Consider the following 24,213-nt stretch of genomic DNA (forward strand, 5'->3'; position numbering starts at 1 on the left):
GCAAAGGCCTGTGCGAATAAGAAAAAGGGCGCCATCAAGGCGCCCTTTCCCATTCCATCTGCTTAAAAATCACGCGGCGCGCGAAACCAGCACTTCTTCGACGCGCTTTTGCGCACCAGCTTCGTCCAGCCCGTTCACAGCCGCGACCTCGCGGGTCAGACGCTCCAGCGCGGCTTCATACAGCTGACGTTCGGAATAGGATTGCTCGCGCTGCTCGTCATTGCGATGCAGGTCGCGCACGACTTCGGCAATCGCCATCAGATCACCCGAGTTGATCTTTTGCTCGTATTCCTGCGCGCGACGCGACCACATGGCGCGCTTGACGCGGGCTTTGCCCTTGAGCGTCTCAAGCGCACGATCGATCAAATCCGGGGTCGACAGGCCGCGCATTCCGATTTCCGAGGCACGCGCAGTCGGCACGCGCAGGGTCATCTTGTCTTTTTCAAAGGAAATAACGAACATTTCCAGCCGGAGGCCCGCAACTTCCTGCTCTTCGATCGAAACGATCCGGCCCACGCCATGGGTCGGATAAACGACAAAATCGTCAGGGCAGAACTCAGACTTCTTCGATTTCGACATGTGTTTTCCTCTAGCAGCACCTTCGATCGGCGCAAAACACCCGAAGGGAGGGAGCATCCCCCCTGTCGAGCCTTGATCCATTCACGCGCAAGAGACCGATTTGAGGGTCTTCCCACGCAAAAAGACCAAACGGGCAGCCAGCCACTGGCCGTTTGATCTTGTTTCTATGTCATGATTGTATCACAAAAATCGGCTGCAAGATAGCATCTTGCGGCGGCGCGGCATTTGCACGCGAAATCGTGATTTATCAAACTCGCTCAAAGACTTATCGCAAAGCCCTTTCGCGATGGGTTAACCCAGCGCGACAAGACCACTGCGTCGGGGGAGAATCAATCGCCCTCGCCCGGCGCCTCAGAGAAGTATTTCTCGAGTTTACCCGCCTGACCATCCATTTCCTGATAGCCTGGCATCGGTTCTTTCTTGCGGGTGATCACCGGCCAAAGCTCGGAGTATTTCCGGTTGAACTCCACCCATTTATCCATGTCCGGCTCGGTATCAGGACGAATGGCATCCGCGGGGCATTCCGGTTCGCATACACCGCAATCGATGCATTCGTCGGGATGGATCACCAGCGTATTTTCGCCTTCGTAGAAACAATCGACCGGGCAAACTTCCACGCAATCGGTGTATTTGCACATAATGCAATTGTCGGTGACGACATAGGTCATCTGCGTAGTCCTTGGCCTTCGGGGTTCCTGTTGGGTTTGACTAACGGCTTGACCCCGATCAATCAAGCGCCTCTGGCGTGATGCCAGCGGTCAAATCCAGATAAAGCGTCTGGGCCTCGCTTGCTGGGCCGCGCCGTTCACCGGCCGCAACGACCTGATAGGCATAGACCCGACCCGAGGTCGCGACGGTGACTTGATCCCCCGCGCCGATCAGGCGCGAGGGCTTTCTGCAAGGCTCTCCATTCACCCGGACACCTCCGGATTGAATGCGGTCAGATGCCAGCGTGCGTGTCTTGAAAACCCGGACATGAAACAACCAGCGGTCCAGCCGGATCTTGTCGTCACGCATTACTTGTTCTTGAGCGCCGCCAGAATGGCAAAGGGGCTATCGGGATCCATCGGTTTTTCAGCGCGCGGCGGGCGTGCCGAAAAGTTCTTGGCGCCCTCATGCTTGCTGTGGTTGCCGCCCTTGGCGTGACGCGGGCCCTTGCCCTTGCCACCGCCATGCTGATGCTCGCCATCCTCGTCGCGATGACGATTACCACCGCCGTTGTGACGCGGCTTGCCGCCCTGTGCATGACGTTCACCCTGACGCTCGCCCTGGCCTTCGCCTGCGGCGCCACCAGCACCATGGTTGCGGCGCGGACCGCGCGGACGTTCGCCTTCGGCGCCCTGCCCCTGTCCACCTTGTCCTTGCGGACGACGGTTGCCGCCACGCGGACGCGGTGCCCAGGTGAAGGTATAGAAAGCTTCGGTCTCGACCGGGGCGGCCTCGACTTCGGCTTCTGCCGGTGCTTCGCCTGCGGCAATAGCGGCTTCCAGCTCGGCCGCCTTGCGGGCTGCCTGCTCTTCTTCCCACTTCGCGCGCGTTTCCGCCTGCAGAACGCTTTCCTCTTCGGTCAGCGGCAGGTTCGGATCGATCGGCTCGGCCTCGACCGCGGCAACTTCGGCCACGGCGCGGGCTTTTTCACGCTCGGCTTTCTCGGCGCGATAGCCCAGACCACCCATCAAGGCAGCGAACTGCTCAAGGGTCATGCCGGTGATCGACAGCATATCCGGCGTGGCTTCAAAGCCCGCGCGGCTGTCTTGCGAGCGCAGCATATCGGCCAGACGCTCCAGCATATCGATGCGGATCGCGCGATCTGCTGCCGGGTGATAGCCCGAAAGCGTGTAATAGCCTTTCGGCACATCCGGCAGGTTCGGGATAGTCACCAGCCCGGGCGGCGGGCTTTCCGGGAATTCTGCCAGATTCTGGTCAAGCCCCCACAGCACCAGACGCAGGCGCGTCGGAGCAGGCTTGAGCAGCGCCGGAAGGAAGATCGTATATTGACCAAACCGCACGCCATGCTTGCGCAAGACGCCACGGGCTTCCTGATCCAGCTCTTTGACTTCGTTCGCGACCTGCTCGCGTGGCAAAACGCCAAGCGCCTCGACCAAACGGAAGGCAAAGCCACGCGCAAGCCCGGTCAGGGTCTCGTCGTTTTTCAGCGCCAAAAGCGGCTCGAAACCGGTCGCGATCTTGCGATCGATGAAATGCTGAAGGCGACGCTTCACCTTTTCAGCGATCTCGGGACCAGCTTCATCGTCAACGAAGGCCTCGACTGAGGGCTTCATCGGCTCGCTACCCTTGACCAGCTTACCGATCGCCGAGCTGCCCCACATCAGGCCGCCCTGTTCGGTAAAGTCCAGTTCGGTATCGGGCGCATTATAGAAACGATCAGCGCGCAAATGGAACTCAGGCTTCAAAGCCTCATATGCCGCGCGGGTCAGCGTCCGTGCTTCGTCTCCCGAAGCTGACGGATCTGCTTGAAAGCGAAATCCTTCTAGACGGCCGGCAAATTCGCCTTCAACCGTAACTTCGCCCTTATCATTCACCTCGGCCACAAGGCTCTCCTTCTGCTTGAGCCGGCGCAAGAGCACAGATGTGCGCCGGTCCACGAATCTTTGCGTCAGTGCTGCGTGTAACGCATCTGACAATCGGTCTTCTACTGCGCGAGTCTCGCCGCGCCAATGACTTTCATTGCGCACCCAGCCAGAACGCTGAGCAACATAGGTCCATGTGCGGATAAAGGCCAAGCGTTTTGATAGCGCGTCAATGTCGCCCTGGGTCTTGTCGATGCGTTCGATCTGACGCGCCAGCCAGTCCTGCGGGATGCCGCCTTCTTGCAGAAATCCAAAGATGCGCGCCAGCAAATTGCTGTGTTCTGCTGGGGAAATGCCGCGAAAATCAGGAATTCGGCAGGTATCCCACAGCAGGCGCACATCCGATCCATGGATCACCCGATCCTTGATTTCGGGCATGTCGCGCAGCGCTTTGAGCGCGCGCAGATCATCGGCCTCGCGCCCCCGGCTCAGCCATTCAGAAACCGTAGGAGCCTCAAGAGAATTTACCAATCTTTCGATTGTTCCGAACTCCAGCGCGTCATTGCGCCACATCAAACGCTGGATCGGGGCGAAGCGGTGATTCTCCAGCGCGTCGATCAGACCCGGATCCAGCACATCGGCCTCGCCGGTCACGCCAAAGCTGCCGTCGGTCATATGTCGGCCCGCACGGCCCGCAATCTGTCCCATTTCATGGGGAAACAGCGGCCGCATCCGGCGTCCGTCAAATTTGTCGGTCGCCGAAAAAGCGACATGGTGAATATCAAGGTTCAGCCCCATGCCGATTGCATCAGTGGCGACCAGAAATTCGACATCGCCATTTTGATACATCTCGACCTGAGCATTGCGCGTGCGCGGCGACAAAGCGCCCATCACCACCGCCGCCCCGCCCTTTTGGCGGCGCAGCAGCTCGGCCATGGCATAGACGTTATCGACGGAAAAACCGACGATCGCCGAGCGGCGCGGCATGCGCGACAGCTTTTTCGAACCCGCCCAGCTCAGCTGGGAAAAGCGCTCGCGGTGAATGAACTGCACCCCCGGCACCAGCGCCGCGATGGCCGGGCGCATGGTTTCCGAGCCCAGCAACAGCGTCTCTTGCGTGCCGCGTGCATGCAAAAGCCTGTCGGTAAAGACGTGGCCCCGTTCGGGATCAGCACAAAGCTGGATCTCGTCGATGGCGACGAAATCGGCACCGACCGCCGGCATTGCCTCGGTTGTGGCGACCCAATATTGCACTTTGTCCGGGATAATCCGCTCTTCGCCGGTGACCAGCGCTACGGCGCGCGGGCCCCTTTTGGCAACGATCCGGTCATAAACCTCGCGCGCCAGCAGGCGCAGCGGAAGACCAATCACCCCGGTGCGATGGGCAAGCATCCGTTCAATCGCATAATGCGTCTTGCCGGTATTGGTCGGCCCCAGCACTGCTGTGACCCGGGAATTGGTATACATATTGCGCGTCCGTCCCCGCAGCCCTTAGGCGGCAGTGCCTGCTGTTTTCTGCTCCAACCGTGAAACCGCATCGACGGCTTCTTGCTGGTGAGGGTTGATCTGAAGGCTCTGGCGGTAGGCGTCAAGGGCGCGCTGATCATCGCCCACCTCTTCCAGCATCGCGCCAAGCTGGGTCAAAGCGCCGAAATGCCGCGGCTCAAGCTGTAGGGTATGGGCCAGATCGGCCAAAGCCGGGCCAAATTCACCATCCCCGTAATAGGCGACGGCCCGCAGATACCAGCCCCCTGCAAAATCCGGCGCGTGATCGGTCAAGGCGGTCAAATGCCCGATGGCTGCGCTATAGTCGCCCGTATCCAGCGCATCCTCGCCACGTTTATAAAGCAGATCCATCGCAGCCGAACCCGAGCGCGACCAGATCCGCTCGATGTCGGATAAGGCGCGACGCCAGCTGTCGCCCTGAGGCTCGGCCAATTCGGCAAAAAGTTGGTTCATATCTTCGGCGCTGGGGGCGCTGGCCGTTGGATCGGCCGCGACATCGGCCTCAGAATCAGTGCCCGCCTCTGGACCCGCCCCGGCGCCTTTGCCGTCCTTGCCTGTGGGCGGTTGTGGCAGAAAATCCTGCCCCTCCTGCGGAGCCATGGGCGCGGACCTATCCTGTTCCTGAGAAAACGCAGGCGAAACAGCATGAAAGCCGACCCCAAGACAAAGGCTTGTGACTGACAGTGCCCTCAGGGCAGAATGGATTTTGCGGGAGATCTGTCGCATAGGTTTAATGTAATGGTTCCCCAAAAGTTATTCCAGAGAAAGCCAAAGGATCTCGAAAATGAGCAAGGTCGTGGACGCAGCCGTCGAAGCCCTGTCGAAAAAAGTGCAGAATTTCGATTCAAGCGCGAAATTCGTCATCACGGATGAAGGGTCGATCATCATCGACGAAAATGGCGTGCGCGCAGGCGACGAGGATGCCGATGTCACTTTGACCGCAAGCCGCGAAACCTTCGAGGGGCTGCTTGATGGTTCGGTCAATCCGACCATGGCCTTCATGACCGGCAAGTTGAAGGTCGATGGCGCAATGGGCGTGGCCATGAAGCTGGGTACGCTTCTGTCCTGAGCGTGGTGCTGACACCCGCACCTTTCAATACGCTTCCGGGGGATCAGATCCCCCGGGCGCAGGCCTTTTGGCTGCAAACCGAAGATGACATCCGCCTGCGCGCCGCCCATTGGCCTGCCGCGCGCGACACGCAGGGCACGGTTCTGCTGTTCCAGGGCCGCGCCGAATACCTTGAAAAATACAACAGCGTAGCACTTGAGCTGAACGAGGCCGGTTTTGACGTCTTATCGCTGGACTGGCGTGGCCAGGGCCTGTCGGATCGCCTTCAGCCCCTCACGCGCCTGAGCCATATCCACGACTTTGCCGACTATCAGCGCGATGTCCTAGAGATGGTGATTGCTGCGGGGGACCTGGATCTGCCCCAGCCTTGGCATCTATTGGCCCATTCCATGGGTGGCATGATCGGCTATCGATCCTTGCTGGCGGATCTGCCGGTCGCTTCGGCTGTGTTTTCCGCGCCCATGTGGGGAATTAACTTCGGGTTTTATCCCAAGCCCTTGGTCCGTCTTTGGGCCAAATCAGGGCCACTGCTGGGGCGTGGTGAAAAGCAATGTCCCGGCTCAGGCAGGGCTCGCAACTTCGTGCTTAGAACCTCACTGGCGCAAAACCCGCTGACCGCAGATGGCATTCGCTGGGGTCGCCTGATCGCCGAGGCCGACAATTGGCCGGAATTGACGCTTGGCGGTGTCAGCTATGATTGGCTTGTGGCGGCTTTGCGCGAATGCGACCACATCCGCAGCCTGCCACCGCCCGCTCAACCCTGCCTGATCGGCGTCAGCCCACAGGATCGGGTCATCAGCAACCGTGCGATTTCAGCGCGCCTGCAAGGTTGGCAGGATGGGGAATTGCTGGAACTTGTCGGCTCGCGGCATGAGCCGATGATCGAGCGCGCACCGATCCGGCGGCTGTTCATCAACTCTTTGATCCGACATTTCCGCTCTGTCGTCCGCTCTGTGGGTTGAAGCCGGGCGCAGGAGAGGTCAAATCTTGTCCAAATGAAAGGACCTGCGATGAATTTCTCTGCCACCTTCCCCCCCCTGCGTCACGAACTTGCCCGCGACAAGGATGCCGGGACCGCAGCCGCTGACCTTTCGGCCGAGCTGGGCACTTTGCCGGATTGGGATCTGTCGGATCTATATGCCGCACCGGATGCGCCGGAACTGACCGAAGATGTGGCAACCCTTGCCACCCAAGCCGCCAGCTTTGCCGCCGATTACGAGGGGCGACTGGCCAAACTTAGCCCCGCCGACATGCTGACCTGCATCACGCGCTACGAGCGTATCAATACGCTGGCCGGGCGTATCATGTCCTATGCCGGGCTGCGCTATTATCAAAACACCACTGATGGCGAGCGCGCCAAGTTGATGGGGGATCTTCAAGACAAAATCACCCAGCTGACCACGCCGCTTGTGTTTTTCTCGCTCGAATTCAATCGCATCTCGGATGCGATCTACGAGGAAACCTTCACCGCCGCAGATGGGCCTGCGCGCTACAAGCCGGTTTTCGACCGGATGCGGGCGATGCGCCCCTATCAGCTTTCCGATGAGCTGGAAAAGTTTCTTCATGACAATTCGGTCGTGGGCGCCGCAGCATGGAACCGCCTTTTCGATGAAACCACCGCCTCATTGACCTTTAACGTCGATGGCGAAGAGATGGGGATCGAGGCGACGCTGAACCTGTTGACCGACCATGACCGCGGCCGCCGTGAATTGGGTGCGCGGGCCTTGGCAGAGGTTTTCAACAAGAATATCAAACTGTTCTCGCGCATCCACAACACGCTCGCCAAGGAAAAGGCGATCGAGGATAAATGGCGCAAAATGCCGACCCCGCAGACCGGCCGCCATCTGTCCAATGATGTCGAGCCCGAAGTGGTCGAGGCGCTGCGCAATGCCGTCACCGCCGCCTATCCGCGCCTGTCGCATCGCTATTACCGCCTCAAGGCGAAATGGCTGGGTCTGGACAAGCTGCAGATCTGGGACCGCAATGCCCCCCTGCCAAGCGAGACACCGCGCACGATCAATTGGACCGAAGCCAGGGCGACCGTGCTGGACGCCTATGCCGGCTTTTCGCCCGAACTTGCAGAGCTGGCCACGCCCTTCTTCGACAAGGGCTGGATCGATGCAGGCGTCAAGCCGGGCAAGGCACCGGGCGCATTCGCCCATCCCACCGTGGTCGATGTGCACCCCTATGTCATGCTGAACTATCTGGGCAAACCGCGCGATGTGATGACGCTGGCCCATGAGCTGGGGCATGGCGTGCATCAGCGTCTTGCGGCAGATCAGGGCGAGTTGCTGTCTTCGACCCCGCTGACGCTGGCCGAAACCGCCTCGGTTTTTGGCGAGATGCTGACCTTCCGCGCGCTTTTGGCCAAGACGACCGATCCGGTGCTGCGCAAGGCGCTTTTGGCGGGCAAAGTCGAGGATATGATCAACACGGTCGTGCGCCAGATCGCCTTTTATGACTTTGAATGCAAATTGCACGCGGCCCGCGCCGAGGGTGAGCTGACGCCAGATGACATCAATGCGCTTTGGATGTCGGTTCAGCTGGAATCGCTTGGCCCGGTCTTTGAATTCATGCCGGGTTACGAGACCTTCTGGACCTATGTGCCCCATTTCGTGCACTCGCCCTTCTACGTCTATGCCTATGCATTCGGCGATGGTTTGGTGAATGCACTTTACGCGGCATATGAGGGCGGTCTTCCTGACTTTCAGTCGAAATATTTCGACATGCTGAAAGCGGGCGGCTCTAAGCACCATTCCGAGCTGCTTGCCCCCTTCGGGCTTGATGCTTCGGACCCGGCATTCTGGGACCGTGGCCTTTCGATGATCGAAGGCTTCATCGATGAGCTGGAGGCACTGGAAGCGTGATCAGGCTTGAACTGATCAGCCATCAGGATCTGGACCGCGTCGCCCATGTCGCGGTCCTGCCCGAGCAAGAGCCGTTTTGTGGCACGATCGGTGAGCATTTCTCTAATCTTGACCCAGATCTCGATTTTCATGCGATCCTGAAGGATGAACAGGTGGTCGGTTTTCTCAAGACCGACCGCGCCTATCACACCCGTTACGACTTTGCGCATCCCGATGAGATCGGGGTCCGCGGCGTCATGGTCAATGCGGATGAACAGGGCAAAGGCACGGGAAAAGCTGCCATGCTTGCCCTGCGCGATCATGCAGCCCGGCTTTATCCGGCGGCCAATGGGCTGATCCTGACCGTGAATATCGTCAATGCCGCCGCCCGCGCCGCCTATCTGGCGGCAGGTTGGCGCGATGAGGGCGAATTGTACCATGGCGGCAACATCAGCGCGCAGCATATTTTGCGCCTTTCGCTGCGGGACAAGACATGAGGTTTCTGCGCAAAGCACTGGTATTGCTGGTACTCCTCGCCGTCCCTGGCGTAGCGGCCGTGCTTTACTGGGGACCATCCCTGGTCGAGAAAAGCCGCAATATTGTGACCTCACCCCCTGATAGCTGGCCCGTCAGCCCCGCAGCCAAGGCCTTGCATGCGAAACTGGTCATCGGCGATCTTCATGCCGACTCGTTGCTTTGGAACCGTGATCTGTTGGCGCGTGCCGATTATGGCCATGTCGATATTCCCCGCCTTCAACAGGGAAATGTCGCGCTTCAGGTATTTGCCAGCGTCACGAAAAGCCCGCGTGGCCAGAATTACGATCACAACAGCACGACCGCCCCCGACAACATCACCCCGCTGGTGATGGGCCAATTGCGCCCTATGACGACCTGGACCAGTCTGCGCGCCCGCGCCTTGGATCAGGCCTTTCGGCTGAACCAGATGGCTTTGATCGCCCCTGATGCGTTGCGCATCATTCGCACCAAGGCCGATCTGGCCGATCATCTGGCCAAACGCGCCCAGGGCGCCAAGACAGTGGGCGCGGTGCTGGCTCTGGAGGGGGCGCATCCCCTTGAAGGCCGGATCGACAATCTGCGCCTGCTGGATGATGCGGGCTATCGCATCATCGGCATCACCCATTTTTTCGACAATGAGCTGGGCGGCAGCTTGCATGGCGAGGGCGACAGCCTGAACGCGGGTGCGGGTGCGGGCCTGAGCGATTTCGGTCGCGAGGTGCTGGCTCAGATACGAGAGCGCAATCTGATCGTCGATCTGGCCCATGCCTCGCCGCAGGTGGTCCGCGATGTGCTGGCCGCGCCACGTATTGTGCCGATCCTGTCTCATACTGGTATTCACGGGCAATGCCCCAGCCACCGCAACCTTGACGATGATCTGATGCAGGCGATTGCGCAAAAAGGCGGGCTTGTTGGGATTGGCTATTGGTCGGATGTGGTCTGCGGCAAGACCCCGGCCGATATCGCCGCATCAATCCAAGCCGCGATTACCCTCTTGGGCGAGGATCACGTCGCTTTGGGCTCGGATTTCGATGGTTCGGTTGATGCGCCCTTCGATACCGCCCATCTGGATGTGCTGACGCAAGCCCTGATGGATCAAGGCCTAAGCCAGAACCAGATCACCAAGGTGATGGGCGGCAATATGATGCAATTTCTGGGCCAGTACCTGCCTCAATAACCTGTGGTCTTACGACACTAGGGGTTGCCCGAAGCGCCCCGAGCGGCCTAACTGATTACAGCGACCCCGCCCCTCAAGAAGGAGAAACCGATGCTGACAATTCACGGCGTTACCCGATCACGAGCCTCGCGACTGATCTGGCTTTGCCATGAAATCGGCGTCGATTTCCACCAGATCCCGGTCATTCAGGCCTATCGTCTTGCCGATCCTGATGCAGCCGATGCACCGCCCAATACCCATAGCCCGGACTTTCTGCAGCTGTCCTCGGCGGGCACGATCCCCGTCTTGGTGGATGGTGATCTGGTCATCTCGGATTCCTTTGCCGGGGCGATGTACCTGGCGCGAAAATACGGCCTGCCCCTTGGCCCCACCGATCTGGCCGAGGAAGGGCAGATGTTGCAATGGTGCTTTTATGCTGCCACCTCGATCGAGGCCGAGGCGCTGACGCTGCTGTTTCTGCATCGCCCCGGCGCGGTGCAGCTGGGCGAGGATCAGGCCATTGTCGCCAATGCGGCCGAGCGGCTGATCCGGCCAATGCGCGTTCTGGAAGAGCATTTTAGCCAAAATGAATGGCTGGTCAGCGGTCGCTTCACCGTTGCCGATTTGATCATGGCCGAGGTTTTGCGCTATGCACAGGGCTATGCCCCCCTCTTCGAGCAATTCCCCGCAACCGCCGCTTGGCTGGCCAAATGCCAGGCGCGACCCGCATTTCAAAAGATGTGGCACGCGCGCCTGAATGAGCCGGAATAACCCAGCTGTCCGATCTGGCTGGGCCGCGACGGCACAGATGATCGGCCCAACCTCTTGCCTCTGGGCAGACCCCCATGAGATAAGCCCCCAATCAAAATAAGAGCAGCATCCCGATGGCCGACGATTTCTTCCCCACCAGTGAAACGGCAAGCGAAGCCTATTCCGCCTCTTCGATCGAAGTGCTGGAAGGGCTCGAACCGGTTCGCAAACGCCCGGGCATGTATATCGGTGGCACTGATGAACGCGCCTTGCATCACCTTGTCGCCGAGATCCTGGACAACTCGATGGACGAGGCCGTGGCCGGTCACGCCAGCCGCATCGAGGTCGAGCTGAATGCCGATTACTCGGTTACGATCCGCGACAACGGCCGCGGCATTCCGATTGACCCCCACCCCAAATTTCCGGGAAAATCGGCGCTAGAGGTCATTCTTTGCACGCTTCATGCGGGCGGGAAATTCACCGAGGGCGCCTATCAGACCTCGGGCGGTCTGCACGGCGTCGGTGCCTCGGTGGTCAATGCGCTGTCGGACATCATGATCGTTCAGGTCGCGCGTAACAAAGAGCTGTGGGAGCAGCGCTTTTCTCGCGGCATCCCGCAAGGTCCGGTGATGAAAGTGGGCGCCGCGCCCAATCGTCGCGGCACCTCTGTGACTTTCCATGCCGATGAGCAGATCTTCCATTCGCACCGCTTCAAGCCTGCGCGCATGATGAAGATGGTCAAGTCCAAAGCCTATCTGTTCTCGGGCGTCGAAATTCGCTGGAAAACCGAAATTGATGATGGCGAAACCCCGCGTGAGGCGATTTTTCACTTTCCCGGCGGTCTGGCCGATTACCTGACCGAGACATTGGGGAAATCATCGACCTATGCCGATCGCCCCTTTGCGGGCACGGTTGATTTCAATGAGAAATTCAACACCCCAGGCAAAGTCGATTGGGCCATCAACTGGACGCCTGCACGCGATGGCTTCATCCAAAGCTATTGTAACACGGTTCCGACCCCCGAAGGCGGCACCCATGAGGCCGGTTTCTGGTCCGCGATCCTTAAGGGGGTGCGCGGCTATGGCGAGCTGATCAACAACAAAAAAGCCGCCAATATCACGCGTGAGGATCTGCTGACGGGCGGTTGCGCCCTTGTCTCTTGCTTCATTCGCGAGCCGGAATTCGTCGGCCAAACCAAAGACCGCCTGGCCACAGTCGAGGCACAGCGCCTGGTCGAAGGCGCGGTGCGCGACCATTTCGATAACTGGCTGGCCGCAGATACCAAATCCGCAGGCGCGATCCTTGATTTCCTGATCCTGCGCGCCGAAGAGCGTCTGCGTCGCAAGCAGGAAAAGGAAACAGCGCGCAAAACCGCCACGAAAAAGCTGCGCCTGCCCGGTAAACTGGTCGATTGCTCGGCCACCAACCGCGAGGGCACCGAGCTGTTCATCGTCGAGGGTGACTCGGCAGGCGGCAGTGCGAAAATGGCGCGCGAACGCACCAAGCAAGCGCTGCTGCCCCTGAAGGGTAAAATCTTGAACGTGTTGGGTGCAGCGTCCTCGAAGCTGGGCTCCAACCAAGAGATTGCTGATCTTTGTCAAGCACTTGGCGTGAACATGGGAACCAAGTTCAACGTTGATGATTTGCGCTATGACAAGATCATCATCATGACCGACGCCGATGTCGATGGCGCCCATATCGCCTCGCTCCTGATGACGTTTTTCTTTACCCAGATGCGCCCGCTGATCGACAAAGGGCATCTGTATCTGGCCTGCCCGCCGCTTTATCGCCTGACCCAAGGTGCTCAGCGCATCTATGTCTCGGATGATGCCGAAAAGGATCTGTTGATTGCCAAGGGCATCGGCGGTAAGGGCAAGATCGACGTTCAGCGCTTCAAAGGTCTTGGTGAAATGGACGCCAAAGACCTGAAGGATACGACGATGAACCCGCTGACGCGCAAGCTGATCCGGGTCACGATTGACGATGAAGAAGGTGGCGAAACCGGGGATCTGGTCGAGCGCTTGATGGGCAAAAAGCCCGAGCTGCGCTTTCAGTATATCCAGGAAAACGCCCAATTCGCTGATACTGCCGAGTTGGATGTCTAACGCCCCCGACATCTTGCCGCTGCGCCTGACGCAGGACCATGTCCAGCGCGCCTCTCGGATCGTCGAGGGGCCGCGCCACAAGCCCGGCTGGCGATTGCTTGAGGATCAGGATCTGGACGCGCTGGCGGCCCGTCTGACCACGGGCCGGCCGCATCCTTTGCAGATTTTCGCCTATGGTTCGTTGATCTGGAACCCCGGCTTTGCGGTGGCTGGCCGCCAACGCGCGACGGCGCTGAACTGGCATCGCGAGTTCAGCATCGATCTTGATCACTTCCGCGGCTCGCCCGAACAACCGGGGCTCATGCTGGCGCTGGCACCGGGGGGAAGCTGCACGGGCTTACTTTTGGAGATCGAGGCAGGCACAGAGCTGCAATCGCTGCGCGCGATCTTGCGCCGAGAATTGGTGGCACATGAATTGGCCGCCAATGCCCGCTGGATCGAGGTCGAGACCGACAGCGGGCTAAGCGAGGCGCTGACCTTTTACGCGGATCCGGTGGATCTGACTTTGGCGCAGCTGTCGATCCAAGATCAGGCGCTGCGTCTGGCCCATGCCAATGGCGCGGCCGGTTCCGGATCGGAATATCTGCTGCGAACGGCGCAAGGCTTGAAAGAGGCGGGCATTCACGACGCCTATATCTGGCAGCTTCAGGCCCTGGTCGCTGATGAAATCGATCGCTGGTCAGACAGCCACGCGGCCAGATGACATGGCAGGCATCCCCGCAACCCTGATCTATCTGTTGGCGGCTGTGGCCGAAATCGCGGGTTGTTTTACCTTTTGGGCATGGCTGCGCATGGGCCGCTCGATCTGGTGGGTGCTGCCGGGCATGGCGTGCCTGGCGCTCTTTGCATGGCTGCTGACCCGCATCGATGCAGGCTTTGCCGGGCGCGCCTATGCGGCCTATGGCGGCGTCTATATCGCAGCCTCGATTGGATGGATGTGGCTGGCCGAAGGGCAAGTGCCTTCGCGCTGGGATCTGATCGGAGGGGCGATCTGTCTGGCGGGCATGGGGGTTATCTTGATGGGCGCGCGCAGCTAGCGCGGCCGATCAGAATTTCAGGCCCAAGCTGAAATCCGCACCGTCTTTGCCAATACCAAAGCTGGCCGCACCAAAGGTCACGCCAATCAGCGCACCCGTCCAGACCTGCTGCGAGGTATGCTCGCCCGCGTGAATGCGGCTATAGCTGGCAAGCCCGGCCGCGCCATAGGCCGCAGCCCCGGCCCAGGGTTGATCGTCAAAGCATTTCCCGGCCAGATCTGCCGCGCCAAAGCTTGCGGCAGCGGCATGGCCCGAGGGAAAACCCCGCCCCTCGCCACTGGGACGCCGACCAATCGGGGCATCCTCGTAAAAATGTTTCAAAGCCAGAACCAGCCCGGCTTGCAGCGCCCCTCTTAGGGCAAAGTCCTTGAAGCGATGCTGATCCGCCGCGCAAACCGCAGCTGCCAAAGGCAGGCCATATTTCATGCCGGTGCCAAAGCTTTCCAGCGGATCGGCCATAGCCGGTTGCGCCACAGCCATGGCCAAAGCCGCAAAGGTAAACCGCATCTGCCCTCCCGAATTCGTCTTTCGCCCCGATCCTCTTGCGTAATCTAAGCGAAAGACCGGATATGCGGTGTCACAATCTGCCCCGTGAGCGCGGAAACTGTGCGATTGCAGTTTTTATGCACCGCGACAGTTTAGTCGCCCAAGCGAATGACCCGGTCCATCCGTTCAGCCAGCACCAGGTTATGGGTCGCGATCAGCGCCGATAGTCCGGTATCGCGCACCAGCCCCATCAGCATGTCGAAAACCATGTCAGAAGTGCCGGGGTCCAGGTTGCCCGTCGGCTCATCTGCCAGCAAAAGTGCAGGCCCGTTGGCCAATGCGCGGCAAAAGGCCACGCGCTGCTGCTCGCCCCCCGACAGCTGGGCCGGGCGATGATCGGCACGGTGGCTAAGGCCGACGCGCGCCAGCAAATCCTGAGCGCGGGCGCGCGCCGCGCGGTCAGGCACGGCATTGGCCAGCTGAGGCAGGATGATGTTCTCGGCGGCAGTGAATTCCGGCAGAAGGTGATGAAACTGATAGACAAAGCCCAGCTCCTGCCGTCGCGCCTCGGTGCGGGCCTTGTCACCAAGGCCGGTCATGTCGCGCCCGTTCAGGATCACACGACCGGCGTCAGGCGTATCCAGCAAGCCCGCAATATGCAGCAGCGTGGATTTCCCCGTCCCCGAGGGCGCCACCAGCGCCACAACCTCACCGCGCCCCACAGAAAGGTTAAGCTCGGACAGCACCGCCACCGGCGCAGGTCCCCCTTTGCCATAGGTCTTGGCGATTGCTTCCAGCTTCAGAACATCACTCATAGCGCAGCGCCTCGACAGGGTTCATGCGAGCGGCGCGGCGCGCCGGGAAAATCGTCACGATAAAGGACAGGGCCAGCGAAAGCCCGACCGCCTTGGCCAGATCGACAGCGCGCAGCTTGGCCGGAAGCTCGTAAATGCCCCGCACCGAGGGATCCCATGCACCGCCGCCCGAGATGAAATTCACGAAGGCCATGATATGTTCGACGTTCAGTGCAAAGACCACGCCCAGAACCACGCCAGCAATCGTCCCAAGCACACCCGTAAAGGCCCCGCACAGGAAAAAGACGCGCAGCACCGCGCCTTCGGTCAGCCCCATCGTGCGTAGAATGCCGATATCACGCCCTTTGTTCTTGACCAGCATGATCAGGCCCGAGGTGATGTTCATCGACGCGATCAGCACCAGCACCGACAAGATCACGAACATGACGTTATCTTCGATATCCAGGGCACGCAGGAACGAGCCCGAGGAATCTTTCCAGGTCCAGACCTGGGCATTTGGCCCTGCGGTCTTCAGGATCGGCATGGTCCAATCGTCAACCTTTTCGGGATCGCTGACATAAATCTCGATCTCATCAGCATAGCCTTCGCGGTTGAAATAGCTTTGTGCCTCGGCCATCGGCATATAGATGCGCGTGCGGTCGATGTCATAGCGCCCGGCCGAGAAGATATAGACGATCTCATAAGAGGAAATGCGCGGCGTCGTGCCGATTGGGGTATTCGCCCCCTTGGCCGAAATCAGTTGCAGCTTATCGCCCAAAGACAGGCCCAGCTCGCGCGCGATTCCGACACCGATGGCAATGCCTTGGTCAAAATTCGCCAGATTTCCCTGCGCCGTCTCGGGGTCGGTGATACGCGGCATGGCCTGCAGTTCGGCCTCGGTCACGCCATAAACCTCGGCCACGTTCGAGCGGTCGCCCGCCGAAACCATGACCTGACCGCGGATGATCGGCGTTGCACGGGTCACGCCGGGCAAAGCCGCAATCTCTTTGGCCAAGGCGTCATAGTTTTCGATGCGCCCGGGAACCGTATAGGTTTCATCGGTCAATTCGTTGGTGATATAGCTTGGCGCATAATAGACCGAGCTATGGGCATTGGCCCCCAGGACCGTATCGACGAATTCCGCGCGAAAGCCCGCGCGTACCGCAAGCGTCGCGATCAAAGCCATAACGCCAAGCGTGATGCCAATCAGGCTGATCCAGGTCATGACGCTGACCCCGCCCTCGGCCCGACGTGCACGCAAATAGCGCCAGGCAATCATGAATTCATAGCGTGAAAAGGGACGCGGGTTCGCCATAAAGCACCTATCCTAAGTCCTTGACTGATTGGCTTGCGCCGCCGCGAAAGGCAAGGCAACAACGCCGTGAGGCCGCTAAAGGGGGCCTGGCCTGCGTTCTTCCGATAGCATGACGTTGGCCTCAACCTGGCCAATCCCCGGAAGGGTCATGATACGTCGCCGCAAAATACGCTCAAAATCGGCAATATCGCGCGCGACGATGCGCAGGCGGTAGTCAAATTGGCCCAACACGTGCTGAACAACCTGAACCTCGGGGATCGAGGTCACCGCGCGTTCGAAATCTTCAAGGCTGGTCCGCCCCTTGGTGGCCAGACGGATTCCCAAAAAGACCGTCACCCCAAAGCCCGCGGCTGCCTGATCGATCTCGATGCGGCGTCCCGAGATCACCCCCGCATCACTCATGCGCTTGATACGTCGCCAGACCGCAGGCTGGGTCAGCCCCAAAACGCGCCCGATTTCGGCCGCACTTTGGGTCGCATCCTGTGCCAGCAACCTTAGAATGGACAGATCGGTTGCATCAGCATCAAAGGTGACACTCATAGAGGCATTTCCTGGGTTTCCTTGATGGTGGCCACCAACATCAACGCATCGCTATCTGAGACATGAGGCAGCGTCAGGATCTTCTCACGATAGATTTCCTGCCAATGGGCCATATCGCGCGCGATCACCGACAGGCGAAGGTCAACCGAGCCAAGAAAGGTCTGGATCTCTGTCACCTCGGCCACCGCGCGCGCGGCTGCGGTAAAATCGTCGAACGCCCGCGGATCTGCCTTATCCAGATTGAAACGCAGACTGACCTGGACCTCATAGCCCAGTTTGCGCCAGTCGATCCGCGCCGGAGTTGCCTTGATCGTGCCCTCAAGCCGCATCCGATCCAGACGCCGCCACAGGCTGGCGGTCGTGACCCCTGCCCGATCGGCCAGATCGGCATTGGCGGCCTCGGGATCGGCCAAAAGATGGCGCAAGATACGGCGATCAGTGTCATCAAGCATGATTATTTCACTTACCAACTACAGTGGTTATGATTTTTGCTAGATTATAGCTTTATTTGCGATAATTGAACTTAATTCCTTCCTTCTCTGCGCTATAAATCCTTCAGCAAACATGAAAGGACGCCCCGATGCGCGTTTATTACGATCGCGATTGCGATGTGAACCTGATCAAAGACAAGAAAATCGCCATGATCGGCTATGGCAGCCAGGGCCATGCTCATGCGCTGAACCTGCGTGATTCGGGTGCGAAAAACGTCGTCGTCGCGCTGCGTCCGGGTTCGGCATCGGCTAAAAAAGTCGAAGCCGAAGGCCTGAAGGTCATGGAGATCGCAGAAGCAGCCGCATGGGCTGATCTGGTCATGTTCACCATGCCCGACGAGCTGCAGGCTGAAACCTACAAGAAATACGTGCATGACAACCTGAAAGAAGGCTCCGCAATCGCTTTCGCTCACGGCCTGAACGTGCATTTCGGCCTGATCGAGCCGAAGCCCGGCGTTGATGTCATCATGATGGCCCCCAAAGGCCCCGGCCATACCGTTCGCGGCGAATACACCAAAGGCGGCGGCGTTCCCTGCCTGGTCGCAGTGCACCACGACGCAACTGGCAAGGCGATGGACATTGGTCTGAGCTATTGCTCGGCAATCGGTGGCGGCCGCTCGGGCATCATCGAAACCAACTTCCGTCAGGAATGCGAAACCGACCTCTTCGGTGAGCAGGCCGTTCTTTGCGGTGGCCTGGTTGAACTCATCCGCATGGGCTTTGAAACCCTGGTCGAGGCTGGCTACGAGCCGGAAATGGCCTATTTCGAATGCCTGCACGAAGTGAAACTGATCGTCGACCTGATCTATGAAGGCGGCATCGCCAACATGAACTACTCGATCTCGAACACGGCTGAATACGGCGAATACGTCTCGGGCCCGCGCATTCTTCCTTACGAAGAAACCAAAAAGCGCATGAAAGAGGTTCTGACCGATATCCAGACCGGCAAATTCGTTCGCGATTTCATGCTGGAAAACGCTGTTGGCCAGCCGTCCTTCAAAGCGACGCGCCGCATCAACGACGAACACCAGATCGAGCAAGTCGGCGAGAAACTGCGCGCCATGATGCCTTGGATCTCCAAAGGCAAAATGGTCGACAAGGCACGCAACTGATCTGCCAACGATCGTTCTGAACGCGAAAGCCCCGCCATTTGGCGGGGCTTTTTCATCTCCAAAGGCACATCACAGCCTCAACCACTCCCCTCGGCCCTTCGGGCATTCTTCACCATCCAAATACCCAAATTCGACCCTGCCACGAAAAAGGCCCGCGCAAATAGCGCGAGCCCCCATCAACTGCTCTGGGGCAAAGGTCAAACCCCGACACCTGCCAACTCCAGACGCTGAATGGCCGCCTTTTCATCCTTGGCGGTGTAGCCCGCATTCAGCAAACGGATCAGCTGCTTGATGAAATCCGGATCGGTATTTTTCAATGTCGCAATCTGGGCATCGCTCAGCAAATTGACATATTCCACAGCGACATCGTCGCTATCGGACCAATGCGCGCGCTCCAATCGATCGAAAATGCCGCGCAAACGCTTGGTATTGTTCCCCTGCTTGACGCAAAACTTCGCCAGACCGCGCTCGTTCAGATTAAAGGTCATACCCCATCCGCCGGTGCGGAAACGGTTGATGACAAATTCCCCGTCCTGCTCGACATAGGTCTTGAAGCCATGCGCGACTTTGAAACCAACCTTCGAGCTGGTCCAGTCCATGGTCAGGTCCAGAAAACTGACTGGATCAAATGTATAGGCATTGTTGATCCGGTTCAGACCGGCAGGCCAACCTCGCGCGGGCGAGCCGTAGCTATTGACCTCCAACCCCTGAACCGAACCTGCACCGCGCACCATGGTTACGGCCGCCAAAGCATTCGAGGTCACCAGATTGCCCTGACTATGGCAATAGATCGGGGTTCCCAACATCCCGCCACCCTGTCCGACCAAAAGCGCGAAAAGCGCCTGAGCGGCGGGGTTGTTGCGCAGCAGATCATAGGCAAAGTCTTCTTTGCTCAATAGCGCATTGCGCTTTTTCTCGGCCTGATAGGCCGCATCATAGACCTTCAACCATTGCTGGTTGCGCGCCAGGTTCTGGGTCTGAAGATCGATCAGCTGCGCTTTGTCGGTCAAACATTGAAAGAGATCGGCCAGAAAGCCGTCCTTTTTATTGTAAACGCCGATAACAGGGCAGCCCAGCATCAGCGACAAGGCTTCGGCTGCAGCTTTATGATCATCCCCGGTATTCATCATGCCGTTGACGAAAATCACCGATCGATGCGGCGTGAACCACGACTTGCTTTGCACCTCGGGAGAAACGAAGCGGGTGACAGTGCCATCCACCTTGGGCACGTCGCCATTCGCAATGTTCGGGAACCGCATTCAAACCTCCAAACGCAAAACAGTTTGGCGGCATTTAGCTATGGCTGAGCCCCGAATCCAAGTATAATTTGTCTGTCGATAATACTTATTCGTCTACTATTTCCAAAACACCTGGAATGGCCCGCAGGACTTGACGCGCGGGGGTTGTCAGCGGGGCATCTTGTGCAATCTCGACGTCAATCAGATCCTCACCGTCGCGGAACCTTAGACTGATTGGACCCCGCGCACGCGCGGGGGCTTTGATCTCATTCAAGATACGCTCCAACGCCTGGGCGATCTCGGCGACGGGATGCAGATCGGCAATTGTCACAGCCAAGCGGTCGGCACCGGCATCAGCAACGGCACTTTCCAAAGGCTGCACCCCGCGCGCCAGCAGCTTGACCTGATCCCCCGAAGGCTCGACCTGGACCTGCAAGACGACATTCGCACCCGGTTCCAGATCTTGGCGATGCGCATCCAACGTGTCGGAAAACACCGTGACCTCATAGAGACCAGTCGGATCTGAAAGTCCGACAAAGGCATAGCGCGTCCCCTTGGCCGATTTCTTTTCCTGCCGATTGGCGACCGTTCCGGCAATCGAGGTAACCAGCGCCCCATCTTGTGCAGCCAAGGTGATTTCGGCCAGCGTCGAGACCCCCTTGCGCCGCAAAGCGGGCTGATAATCATCCAGCGGATGACCTGACAGATAAAACCCAATCGCGGCATGTTCTTCTGATAGCTTTTCGGTCGGCAACCAAAGGGGCGCGGTGACCGGGCGCGGCGGGGGCAAATCCTCTCCCCCACCGAAAAGCGAGCTTTGACTGGATTGCGCCTCGGCCTGCACTGCGGCCGACCATGCCACCAACCCATCCAATGCGCGCAAGACACGGGCGCGGTTTTGGTCCAGCAGATCGAATGCACCGGCACGCGCCAGCGTTTCCAATGGACGCTTGCCCACCTTGCGCATATCCACCCGGCGCGCAAAGTCGATCATATCCTTGAAGGGCCGTTCGCCCCGCGCCGAAACGATCAGCTTCATCGCCTCGATGCCAACCCCCTTCAAGGCGCCCAAGGCATAAACGACCATACCGTCTTTGACGGTAAAGGTCGCATCCGAGCGGTTGACGCAAGGCGGAACCACCTCGATGCCCATGCGGTCGACCTCGCGCTTATAGATCGCAAGCTTGTCGGTCAGATGCATATCGCAGTTCATCACCGCAGCCATGAACTCGACCGGGTGGTTGGCCTTGAGCCAGGCAGTTTGATAGCTGACCACCGCATAGGCGGCGGCGTGGGATTTGTTGAAGCCGTAATTGGCGAATTTTTCCAAAAGGTCGAAGACTTCTCCGGCCTTTTTCTCGTCGATGCCCTGCGCCTTGCAGCCTTCAACGAATTTCGGGCGCTCTTTTGCCATTTCTTCGGCAATTTTCTTGCCCATGGCCCGGCGCAACAGGTCGGCGCCGCCAAGCGAGTAGCCGGCCATGACCTGCGCGATCTGCATCACCTGTTCCTGATAAACAATGATGCCCTGCGTTTCAGCCAGGATCGGGTCAATGGTCGGATGCAAAGATTCCAAGGCGCGCTGGCCGTTTTTGACCTCGCAATAGGTGGGGATATTCTCCATCGGGCCGGGCCGATAAAGCGCCACAAGGGCCACGATATCTTCGATGCAGGTCGGTCGCATGCGCCGCAGCGCATCCATCATCCCCGAGCTTTCCACCTGAAAGACCGCAACCGTGCGCGCGCTGGAAAACAGCTCGTAAGTGGGCGCATCATCCAAAGGAATGGCGTTGATTTCATCAATGGCGCCATCCGCCGGGGCGTAAAGCAACCGCCCGTCGGGCGCGATATGCAGATGTCGGCCGCCGCCCTGAATCAGATCGACGGCATTCTGAATCACCGTCAGCGTCTTAAGGCCAAGAAAGTCGAATTTGACCAACCCGGCCTGTTCGACCCATTTCATATTGAACTGGGTCGCGGGAGTTTCCGAGGCCGGATCGCGATAGATCGGTACCAGCTGATCAATCGGTCGATCTGCAATCACCACGCCCGCGGCATGGGTCGAGGCGTTGCGGTAAAGCCCCTCGATCTTGGCGGCGTAATCCAAAAGCCGCGCCACGACCTCTTCCTTGGCCGCCTCGCGCAGACGCGGCTCATCGGTCAACGCCTTGGTGATGCTGACAGGTTTGACGCCCTCGACCGGGATCATCTTGGACAGGCGATCGACCTGACCGAATGGCAATTGCAGGACGCGACCAACATCGCGCACTGCGGCTTTGGACAAAAGCGCACCAAAGGTGATGATCTGCCCGACGCGGTCATGTCCGTAGCGTTCCTGGACGTAGTGAATGACCTCTTCGCGCCGATCCATGCAAAAATCGATGTCGAAATCCGGCATCGATACCCGTTCCGGGTTCAAGAAGCGCTCGAACAGCAGGGAATAACGCATCGGGTCGATATCGGTGATGGTCAGCGCATAAGCCACCAAAGACCCTGCCCCCGACCCACGCCCCGGACCGACGGGAATGCCATGCTCTTTGGCCCATTTGATAAAATCGGCAACGATCAGAAAATAGCCTGGAAAGCCCATCTGCTCGATGATGCCCAGCTCAAAGGCCAAGCGCTCTTCGTATTCCGTGACCGAAACGGCATGAGGGATGACGGCCAAACGACGGGCCAGCCCGGCATGGGCCTGTCGACGCAGCTCCTCGACCTCGTCACTGGCAAAGCGCGGCAGGATCGGCGCATGTTTGGCCACGGCAAAGGCGCAGCGCCGCGCGATTTCGACGGTATTTTCGATCGCCTCGGGTAGATCAGCAAAAAGTGCCGCCATTTCCTCGGCGGATTTGAAATAATGCGATGGGGTCAAGCGACGCCGCGGCTGGGTCTGATCGACATAGGCGCGATCGGCGATACAGATCAGCGCATCATGCGCATCATAAAGCGCGGCCTTTTGGAAATAGACATCATTGGTCGCCACAAGCGGCAAATCCAGCGCATAGGCCAGATCGATCATCCCCCCTTCGACCGCGACCTCTGATTGCAGCAACGCGCCCGAGCCGTCACGGTGGCGCTGCAATTCAACGTAAAGCCGATCACCGTAGAAGCTTTTCAAGGTCTCGATAAAGGCCCGCGCTTCGGGCAGCTGGCCCGCGCCCAGCAATTGCCCCAAAGGCCCGCCGGCCCCGCCGCTCAGACAGATCAGCCCGGCCGCGCGTGTCGCCAGATCCTCAAGCGTGACATAAACCGGCGCACTGCCCGGGCGCATGTACAGCACCGTCGAGAGGCTCATCAGGTTCAGCCAGCCTTCGCGGTTTTGCGCCAAAAGAACGATCGGGCCCGTGGCCTTGTCGGTCTGCACCGTGATCTGGCAGCCGATAATCGGCTGAACGCCCTTATCCTGCGCCTTGACCGAAAATTCGAGTGCCGCAAACAGGGCATTGGTATCGGTCAGCGCCACGGCTGGCATGGCCAAATCGGCCGCAATGGCCGCCATCTTCGAGGCATGGATCGCACCTTCCAGCAGCGAATGCTCGGAATGGGTGCGCAGGTGAATAAACTTGGGCGATGATGCTGACATGGGGCTTATCTAGGCCTGACTGCCCCCCCAATTCAATCACCGGCTTGGGTATTGCGGGCGAGATGCGCAAATTTCTGCACGCGCCCTGTGTGCCATCACCCGGGCTTGGCCGGTCAATTCTGCTCTTGCAGGGTGCGAGCGCTGCAAAAGGAAACGGCGCCCCCGGAATATCCGGGGACGCCGCCTGTAATGCCATCAGCCTGAAGAGATCAGACTGCGCCCTGAATGAAGTTCACGGCATCGCCAAAGGTTTGGATCGTTTCTGCGGCGTCATCCGGGATTTCGATCCCGAACTCTTCCTCGAACGCCATCACCAGTTCGACGGTGTCCAGCGAGTCAGCGCCGAGGTCGTCGATGAAGGAAGCAGCTTCCGTCACTTTGTCCTCGTCGACGCCCAGATGCTCGACGACAATCTTTTTCACGCGATCAGCGATATCGCTCATGTCTCTTCCTCACGTTCGCGGGCATCCGCCCATGATGTTGCCAGCTCAATGCCGACGACAGCCGAAGGCGGTTCCCCCTACGGCTAATTCGCGGGATATAGCACGCAGCTGTGATCTTG

General features: G+C 59.2%; 23 protein-coding genes. 10 read left to right on the forward strand and 13 right to left on the reverse strand.

Annotated elements, in window-relative coordinates; genetic code table 11:
• Positions 1-69: 69 nt before the first annotated feature.
• The 5 genes from RTS12_RS13185 to RTS12_RS13205 all read right to left on the reverse strand — a co-directional run bounded on the left by RTS12_RS13185 (position 70) and on the right by RTS12_RS13205 (position 5,216).
• A complete protein-coding gene (locus RTS12_RS13185) occupies positions 70-579 on the reverse strand; it encodes a CarD family transcriptional regulator (RefSeq protein ID WP_312529274.1) in 510 nt (169 codons plus the stop codon).
• Positions 580-908: 329 nt separating this feature from the next.
• A complete protein-coding gene (gene fdxA, locus RTS12_RS13190; RefSeq protein WP_312529276.1) occupies positions 909-1,247 on the reverse strand; it encodes a ferredoxin FdxA in 339 nt (112 codons plus the stop codon).
• 58 nt (positions 1,248-1,305) lie between these two features.
• Entirely contained in the window at positions 1,306-1,596 is a 291-nt protein-coding gene (locus RTS12_RS13195) for an RNA-binding S4 domain-containing protein (RefSeq protein ID WP_312529278.1), read from the reverse strand.
• Complete coding sequence (locus tag RTS12_RS13200) at positions 1,596-4,577, reverse strand: helicase-related protein (protein ID WP_312529280.1); 2,982 nt, start codon at positions 4,575-4,577, stop codon at positions 1,596-1,598. The genes RTS12_RS13195 and RTS12_RS13200 overlap by 1 nt, the downstream gene beginning before the upstream one ends.
• Positions 4,578-4,601: 24 nt before the next feature.
• Positions 4,602-5,216, reverse strand: a complete 615-nt coding sequence (locus tag RTS12_RS13205) for a tetratricopeptide repeat protein (RefSeq protein ID WP_312529283.1) — start codon at positions 5,214-5,216, stop codon at positions 4,602-4,604.
• 184 nt (positions 5,217-5,400) lie between these two features.
• On the opposite strand from RTS12_RS13205, the gene RTS12_RS13210 reads away from it, so the two are divergent.
• The 9 genes from RTS12_RS13210 to RTS12_RS13250 all read left to right on the forward strand — a co-directional run bounded on the left by RTS12_RS13210 (position 5,401) and on the right by RTS12_RS13250 (position 14,095).
• Positions 5,401-5,685, forward strand: coding sequence for an SCP2 sterol-binding domain-containing protein (locus tag RTS12_RS13210; protein ID WP_312529285.1), 285 nt, complete (start codon positions 5,401-5,403; stop codon positions 5,683-5,685).
• Between the two features lie 5 nt (positions 5,686-5,690).
• Positions 5,691-6,647, forward strand: coding sequence for an alpha/beta hydrolase (locus tag RTS12_RS13215; protein ID WP_312529286.1), 957 nt, complete (start codon positions 5,691-5,693; stop codon positions 6,645-6,647).
• Between the two features lie 48 nt (positions 6,648-6,695).
• Positions 6,696-8,552 carry a M3 family oligoendopeptidase gene (locus RTS12_RS13220; protein WP_312529288.1) on the forward strand — a complete coding sequence of 619 codons (1,857 nt, stop codon included), beginning with the start codon at positions 6,696-6,698 and terminating at the stop codon, positions 8,550-8,552.
• Positions 8,549-9,028, forward strand: coding sequence for a GNAT family N-acetyltransferase (locus RTS12_RS13225; RefSeq protein WP_312529290.1), 480 nt, complete (start codon positions 8,549-8,551; stop codon positions 9,026-9,028). Before RTS12_RS13220 ends, RTS12_RS13225 begins: the two co-directional genes overlap by 4 nt.
• On the forward strand, positions 9,025-10,224 hold the full coding sequence (locus tag RTS12_RS13230) for a membrane dipeptidase (protein ID WP_312529292.1): 1,200 nt from the start codon (positions 9,025-9,027) through the stop codon (positions 10,222-10,224). Before RTS12_RS13225 ends, RTS12_RS13230 begins: the two co-directional genes overlap by 4 nt.
• 90 nt (positions 10,225-10,314) lie before the next feature.
• Complete coding sequence (locus RTS12_RS13235) at positions 10,315-10,974, forward strand: glutathione S-transferase family protein (protein WP_312529293.1); 660 nt, start codon at positions 10,315-10,317, stop codon at positions 10,972-10,974.
• Between the two features lie 113 nt (positions 10,975-11,087).
• Complete coding sequence (gene parE, locus RTS12_RS13240) at positions 11,088-13,058, forward strand: DNA topoisomerase IV subunit B (RefSeq protein WP_312529295.1); 1,971 nt, start codon at positions 11,088-11,090, stop codon at positions 13,056-13,058.
• Positions 13,051-13,761, forward strand: coding sequence for a gamma-glutamylcyclotransferase (locus RTS12_RS13245; RefSeq protein WP_312529297.1), 711 nt, complete (start codon positions 13,051-13,053; stop codon positions 13,759-13,761). Before parE ends, RTS12_RS13245 begins: the two co-directional genes overlap by 8 nt.
• Before the next feature lies 1 nt (position 13,762).
• On the forward strand, positions 13,763-14,095 hold the full coding sequence (locus RTS12_RS13250) for a YnfA family protein (protein ID WP_312529298.1): 333 nt from the start codon (positions 13,763-13,765) through the stop codon (positions 14,093-14,095).
• A gap of 9 nt (positions 14,096-14,104) precedes the next feature.
• Here RTS12_RS13250 and RTS12_RS13255 read toward each other — a convergent pair whose 3' ends face one another.
• From RTS12_RS13255 to RTS12_RS13275, 5 genes are all read right to left on the reverse strand, one after another.
• Positions 14,105-14,602, reverse strand: coding sequence for a phosphatase PAP2 family protein (locus RTS12_RS13255; protein WP_312529300.1), 498 nt, complete (start codon positions 14,600-14,602; stop codon positions 14,105-14,107).
• A gap of 131 nt (positions 14,603-14,733) precedes the next feature.
• Positions 14,734-15,396 carry an ABC transporter ATP-binding protein gene (locus tag RTS12_RS13260; protein ID WP_312529302.1) on the reverse strand — a complete coding sequence of 221 codons (663 nt, stop codon included), beginning with the start codon at positions 15,394-15,396 and terminating at the stop codon, positions 14,734-14,736.
• Positions 15,389-16,690, reverse strand: a complete 1,302-nt coding sequence (locus RTS12_RS13265; RefSeq protein WP_312529304.1) for a lipoprotein-releasing ABC transporter permease subunit — start codon at positions 16,688-16,690, stop codon at positions 15,389-15,391. The genes RTS12_RS13260 and RTS12_RS13265 overlap by 8 nt, the downstream gene beginning before the upstream one ends.
• A 75-nt stretch (positions 16,691-16,765) precedes the next feature.
• Positions 16,766-17,230: an Lrp/AsnC family transcriptional regulator gene (locus RTS12_RS13270; RefSeq protein ID WP_312529305.1), complete on the reverse strand. Its 465-nt coding sequence runs from the start codon at positions 17,228-17,230 to the stop codon at positions 16,766-16,768.
• Positions 17,227-17,682, reverse strand: a complete 456-nt coding sequence (locus tag RTS12_RS13275; protein WP_312529307.1) for an Lrp/AsnC family transcriptional regulator — start codon at positions 17,680-17,682, stop codon at positions 17,227-17,229. The genes RTS12_RS13270 and RTS12_RS13275 overlap by 4 nt, the downstream gene beginning before the upstream one ends.
• A gap of 128 nt (positions 17,683-17,810) precedes the next feature.
• On the opposite strand from RTS12_RS13275, the gene ilvC reads away from it, so the two are divergent.
• Positions 17,811-18,833 carry a ketol-acid reductoisomerase gene (gene ilvC, locus RTS12_RS13280; protein ID WP_312529309.1) on the forward strand — a complete coding sequence of 341 codons (1,023 nt, stop codon included), beginning with the start codon at positions 17,811-17,813 and terminating at the stop codon, positions 18,831-18,833.
• A 197-nt stretch (positions 18,834-19,030) separates the two neighbouring features.
• Here ilvC and RTS12_RS13285 read toward each other — a convergent pair whose 3' ends face one another.
• The 3 genes from RTS12_RS13285 to RTS12_RS13295 form a co-directional block, all read right to left on the reverse strand.
• Positions 19,031-20,092 (reverse strand): hypothetical protein, encoded by a 1,062-nt coding sequence (locus RTS12_RS13285; RefSeq protein ID WP_312529311.1) that lies wholly within the window; start codon positions 20,090-20,092, stop codon positions 19,031-19,033.
• 85 nt (positions 20,093-20,177) lie between these two features.
• On the reverse strand, positions 20,178-23,651 hold the full coding sequence (dnaE, locus tag RTS12_RS13290; RefSeq protein WP_312529314.1) for a DNA polymerase III subunit alpha: 3,474 nt from the start codon (positions 23,649-23,651) through the stop codon (positions 20,178-20,180).
• Positions 23,652-23,860: 209 nt separating this feature from the next.
• Positions 23,861-24,094: an acyl carrier protein gene (locus RTS12_RS13295; RefSeq protein WP_276189300.1), complete on the reverse strand. Its 234-nt coding sequence runs from the start codon at positions 24,092-24,094 to the stop codon at positions 23,861-23,863.
• Positions 24,095-24,213: the final 119 nt, after the last annotated feature.

The sequence above is a fragment of the Paracoccus sp. (in: a-proteobacteria) genome (genome assembly GCF_032007265.1).
Classification (GTDB): domain Bacteria; phylum Pseudomonadota; class Alphaproteobacteria; order Rhodobacterales; family Rhodobacteraceae; genus Paracoccus.

Bases quoted from the DNA above. Each gene is read 5' to 3' on its own strand.
- RTS12_RS13185 (WP_312529274.1), bottom strand. From the start codon at position 579: ATGTCGAAATCGAAGAAGTCTGAGTTCTGCCCTGACGATTTTGTCGTT.
- fdxA (WP_312529276.1), bottom strand. From the start codon at position 1,247: ATGACCTATGTCGTCACCGACAATTGCATTATGTGCAAATACACCGAT.
- RTS12_RS13195 (WP_312529278.1), bottom strand. From the start codon at position 1,596: ATGCGTGACGACAAGATCCGGCTGGACCGCTGGTTGTTTCATGTCCGG.
- RTS12_RS13200 (WP_312529280.1), bottom strand. From the start codon at position 4,577: ATGTATACCAATTCCCGGGTCACAGCAGTGCTGGGGCCGACCAATACC.
- RTS12_RS13205 (WP_312529283.1), bottom strand. From the start codon at position 5,216: ATGGCTCCGCAGGAGGGGCAGGATTTTCTGCCACAACCGCCCACAGGC.
- RTS12_RS13210 (WP_312529285.1), top strand. From the start codon at position 5,401: ATGAGCAAGGTCGTGGACGCAGCCGTCGAAGCCCTGTCGAAAAAAGTG.
- RTS12_RS13220 (WP_312529288.1), top strand. From the start codon at position 6,696: ATGAATTTCTCTGCCACCTTCCCCCCCCTGCGTCACGAACTTGCCCGC.
- RTS12_RS13230 (WP_312529292.1), top strand. From the start codon at position 9,025: ATGAGGTTTCTGCGCAAAGCACTGGTATTGCTGGTACTCCTCGCCGTC.
- RTS12_RS13235 (WP_312529293.1), top strand. From the start codon at position 10,315: ATGCTGACAATTCACGGCGTTACCCGATCACGAGCCTCGCGACTGATC.
- parE (WP_312529295.1), top strand. From the start codon at position 11,088: ATGGCCGACGATTTCTTCCCCACCAGTGAAACGGCAAGCGAAGCCTAT.
- RTS12_RS13245 (WP_312529297.1), top strand. From the start codon at position 13,051: ATGTCTAACGCCCCCGACATCTTGCCGCTGCGCCTGACGCAGGACCAT.
- RTS12_RS13250 (WP_312529298.1), top strand. From the start codon at position 13,763: ATGGCAGGCATCCCCGCAACCCTGATCTATCTGTTGGCGGCTGTGGCC.
- RTS12_RS13255 (WP_312529300.1), bottom strand. From the start codon at position 14,602: ATGCGGTTTACCTTTGCGGCTTTGGCCATGGCTGTGGCGCAACCGGCT.
- RTS12_RS13260 (WP_312529302.1), bottom strand. From the start codon at position 15,396: ATGAGTGATGTTCTGAAGCTGGAAGCAATCGCCAAGACCTATGGCAAA.
- RTS12_RS13265 (WP_312529304.1), bottom strand. From the start codon at position 16,690: ATGGCGAACCCGCGTCCCTTTTCACGCTATGAATTCATGATTGCCTGG.
- RTS12_RS13270 (WP_312529305.1), bottom strand. From the start codon at position 17,230: ATGAGTGTCACCTTTGATGCTGATGCAACCGATCTGTCCATTCTAAGG.
- RTS12_RS13275 (WP_312529307.1), bottom strand. From the start codon at position 17,682: ATGCTTGATGACACTGATCGCCGTATCTTGCGCCATCTTTTGGCCGAT.
- ilvC (WP_312529309.1), top strand. From the start codon at position 17,811: ATGCGCGTTTATTACGATCGCGATTGCGATGTGAACCTGATCAAAGAC.
- RTS12_RS13285 (WP_312529311.1), bottom strand. From the start codon at position 20,092: ATGCGGTTCCCGAACATTGCGAATGGCGACGTGCCCAAGGTGGATGGC.
- dnaE (WP_312529314.1), bottom strand. From the start codon at position 23,651: ATGTCAGCATCATCGCCCAAGTTTATTCACCTGCGCACCCATTCCGAG.
- RTS12_RS13295 (WP_276189300.1), bottom strand. From the start codon at position 24,094: ATGAGCGATATCGCTGATCGCGTGAAAAAGATTGTCGTCGAGCATCTG.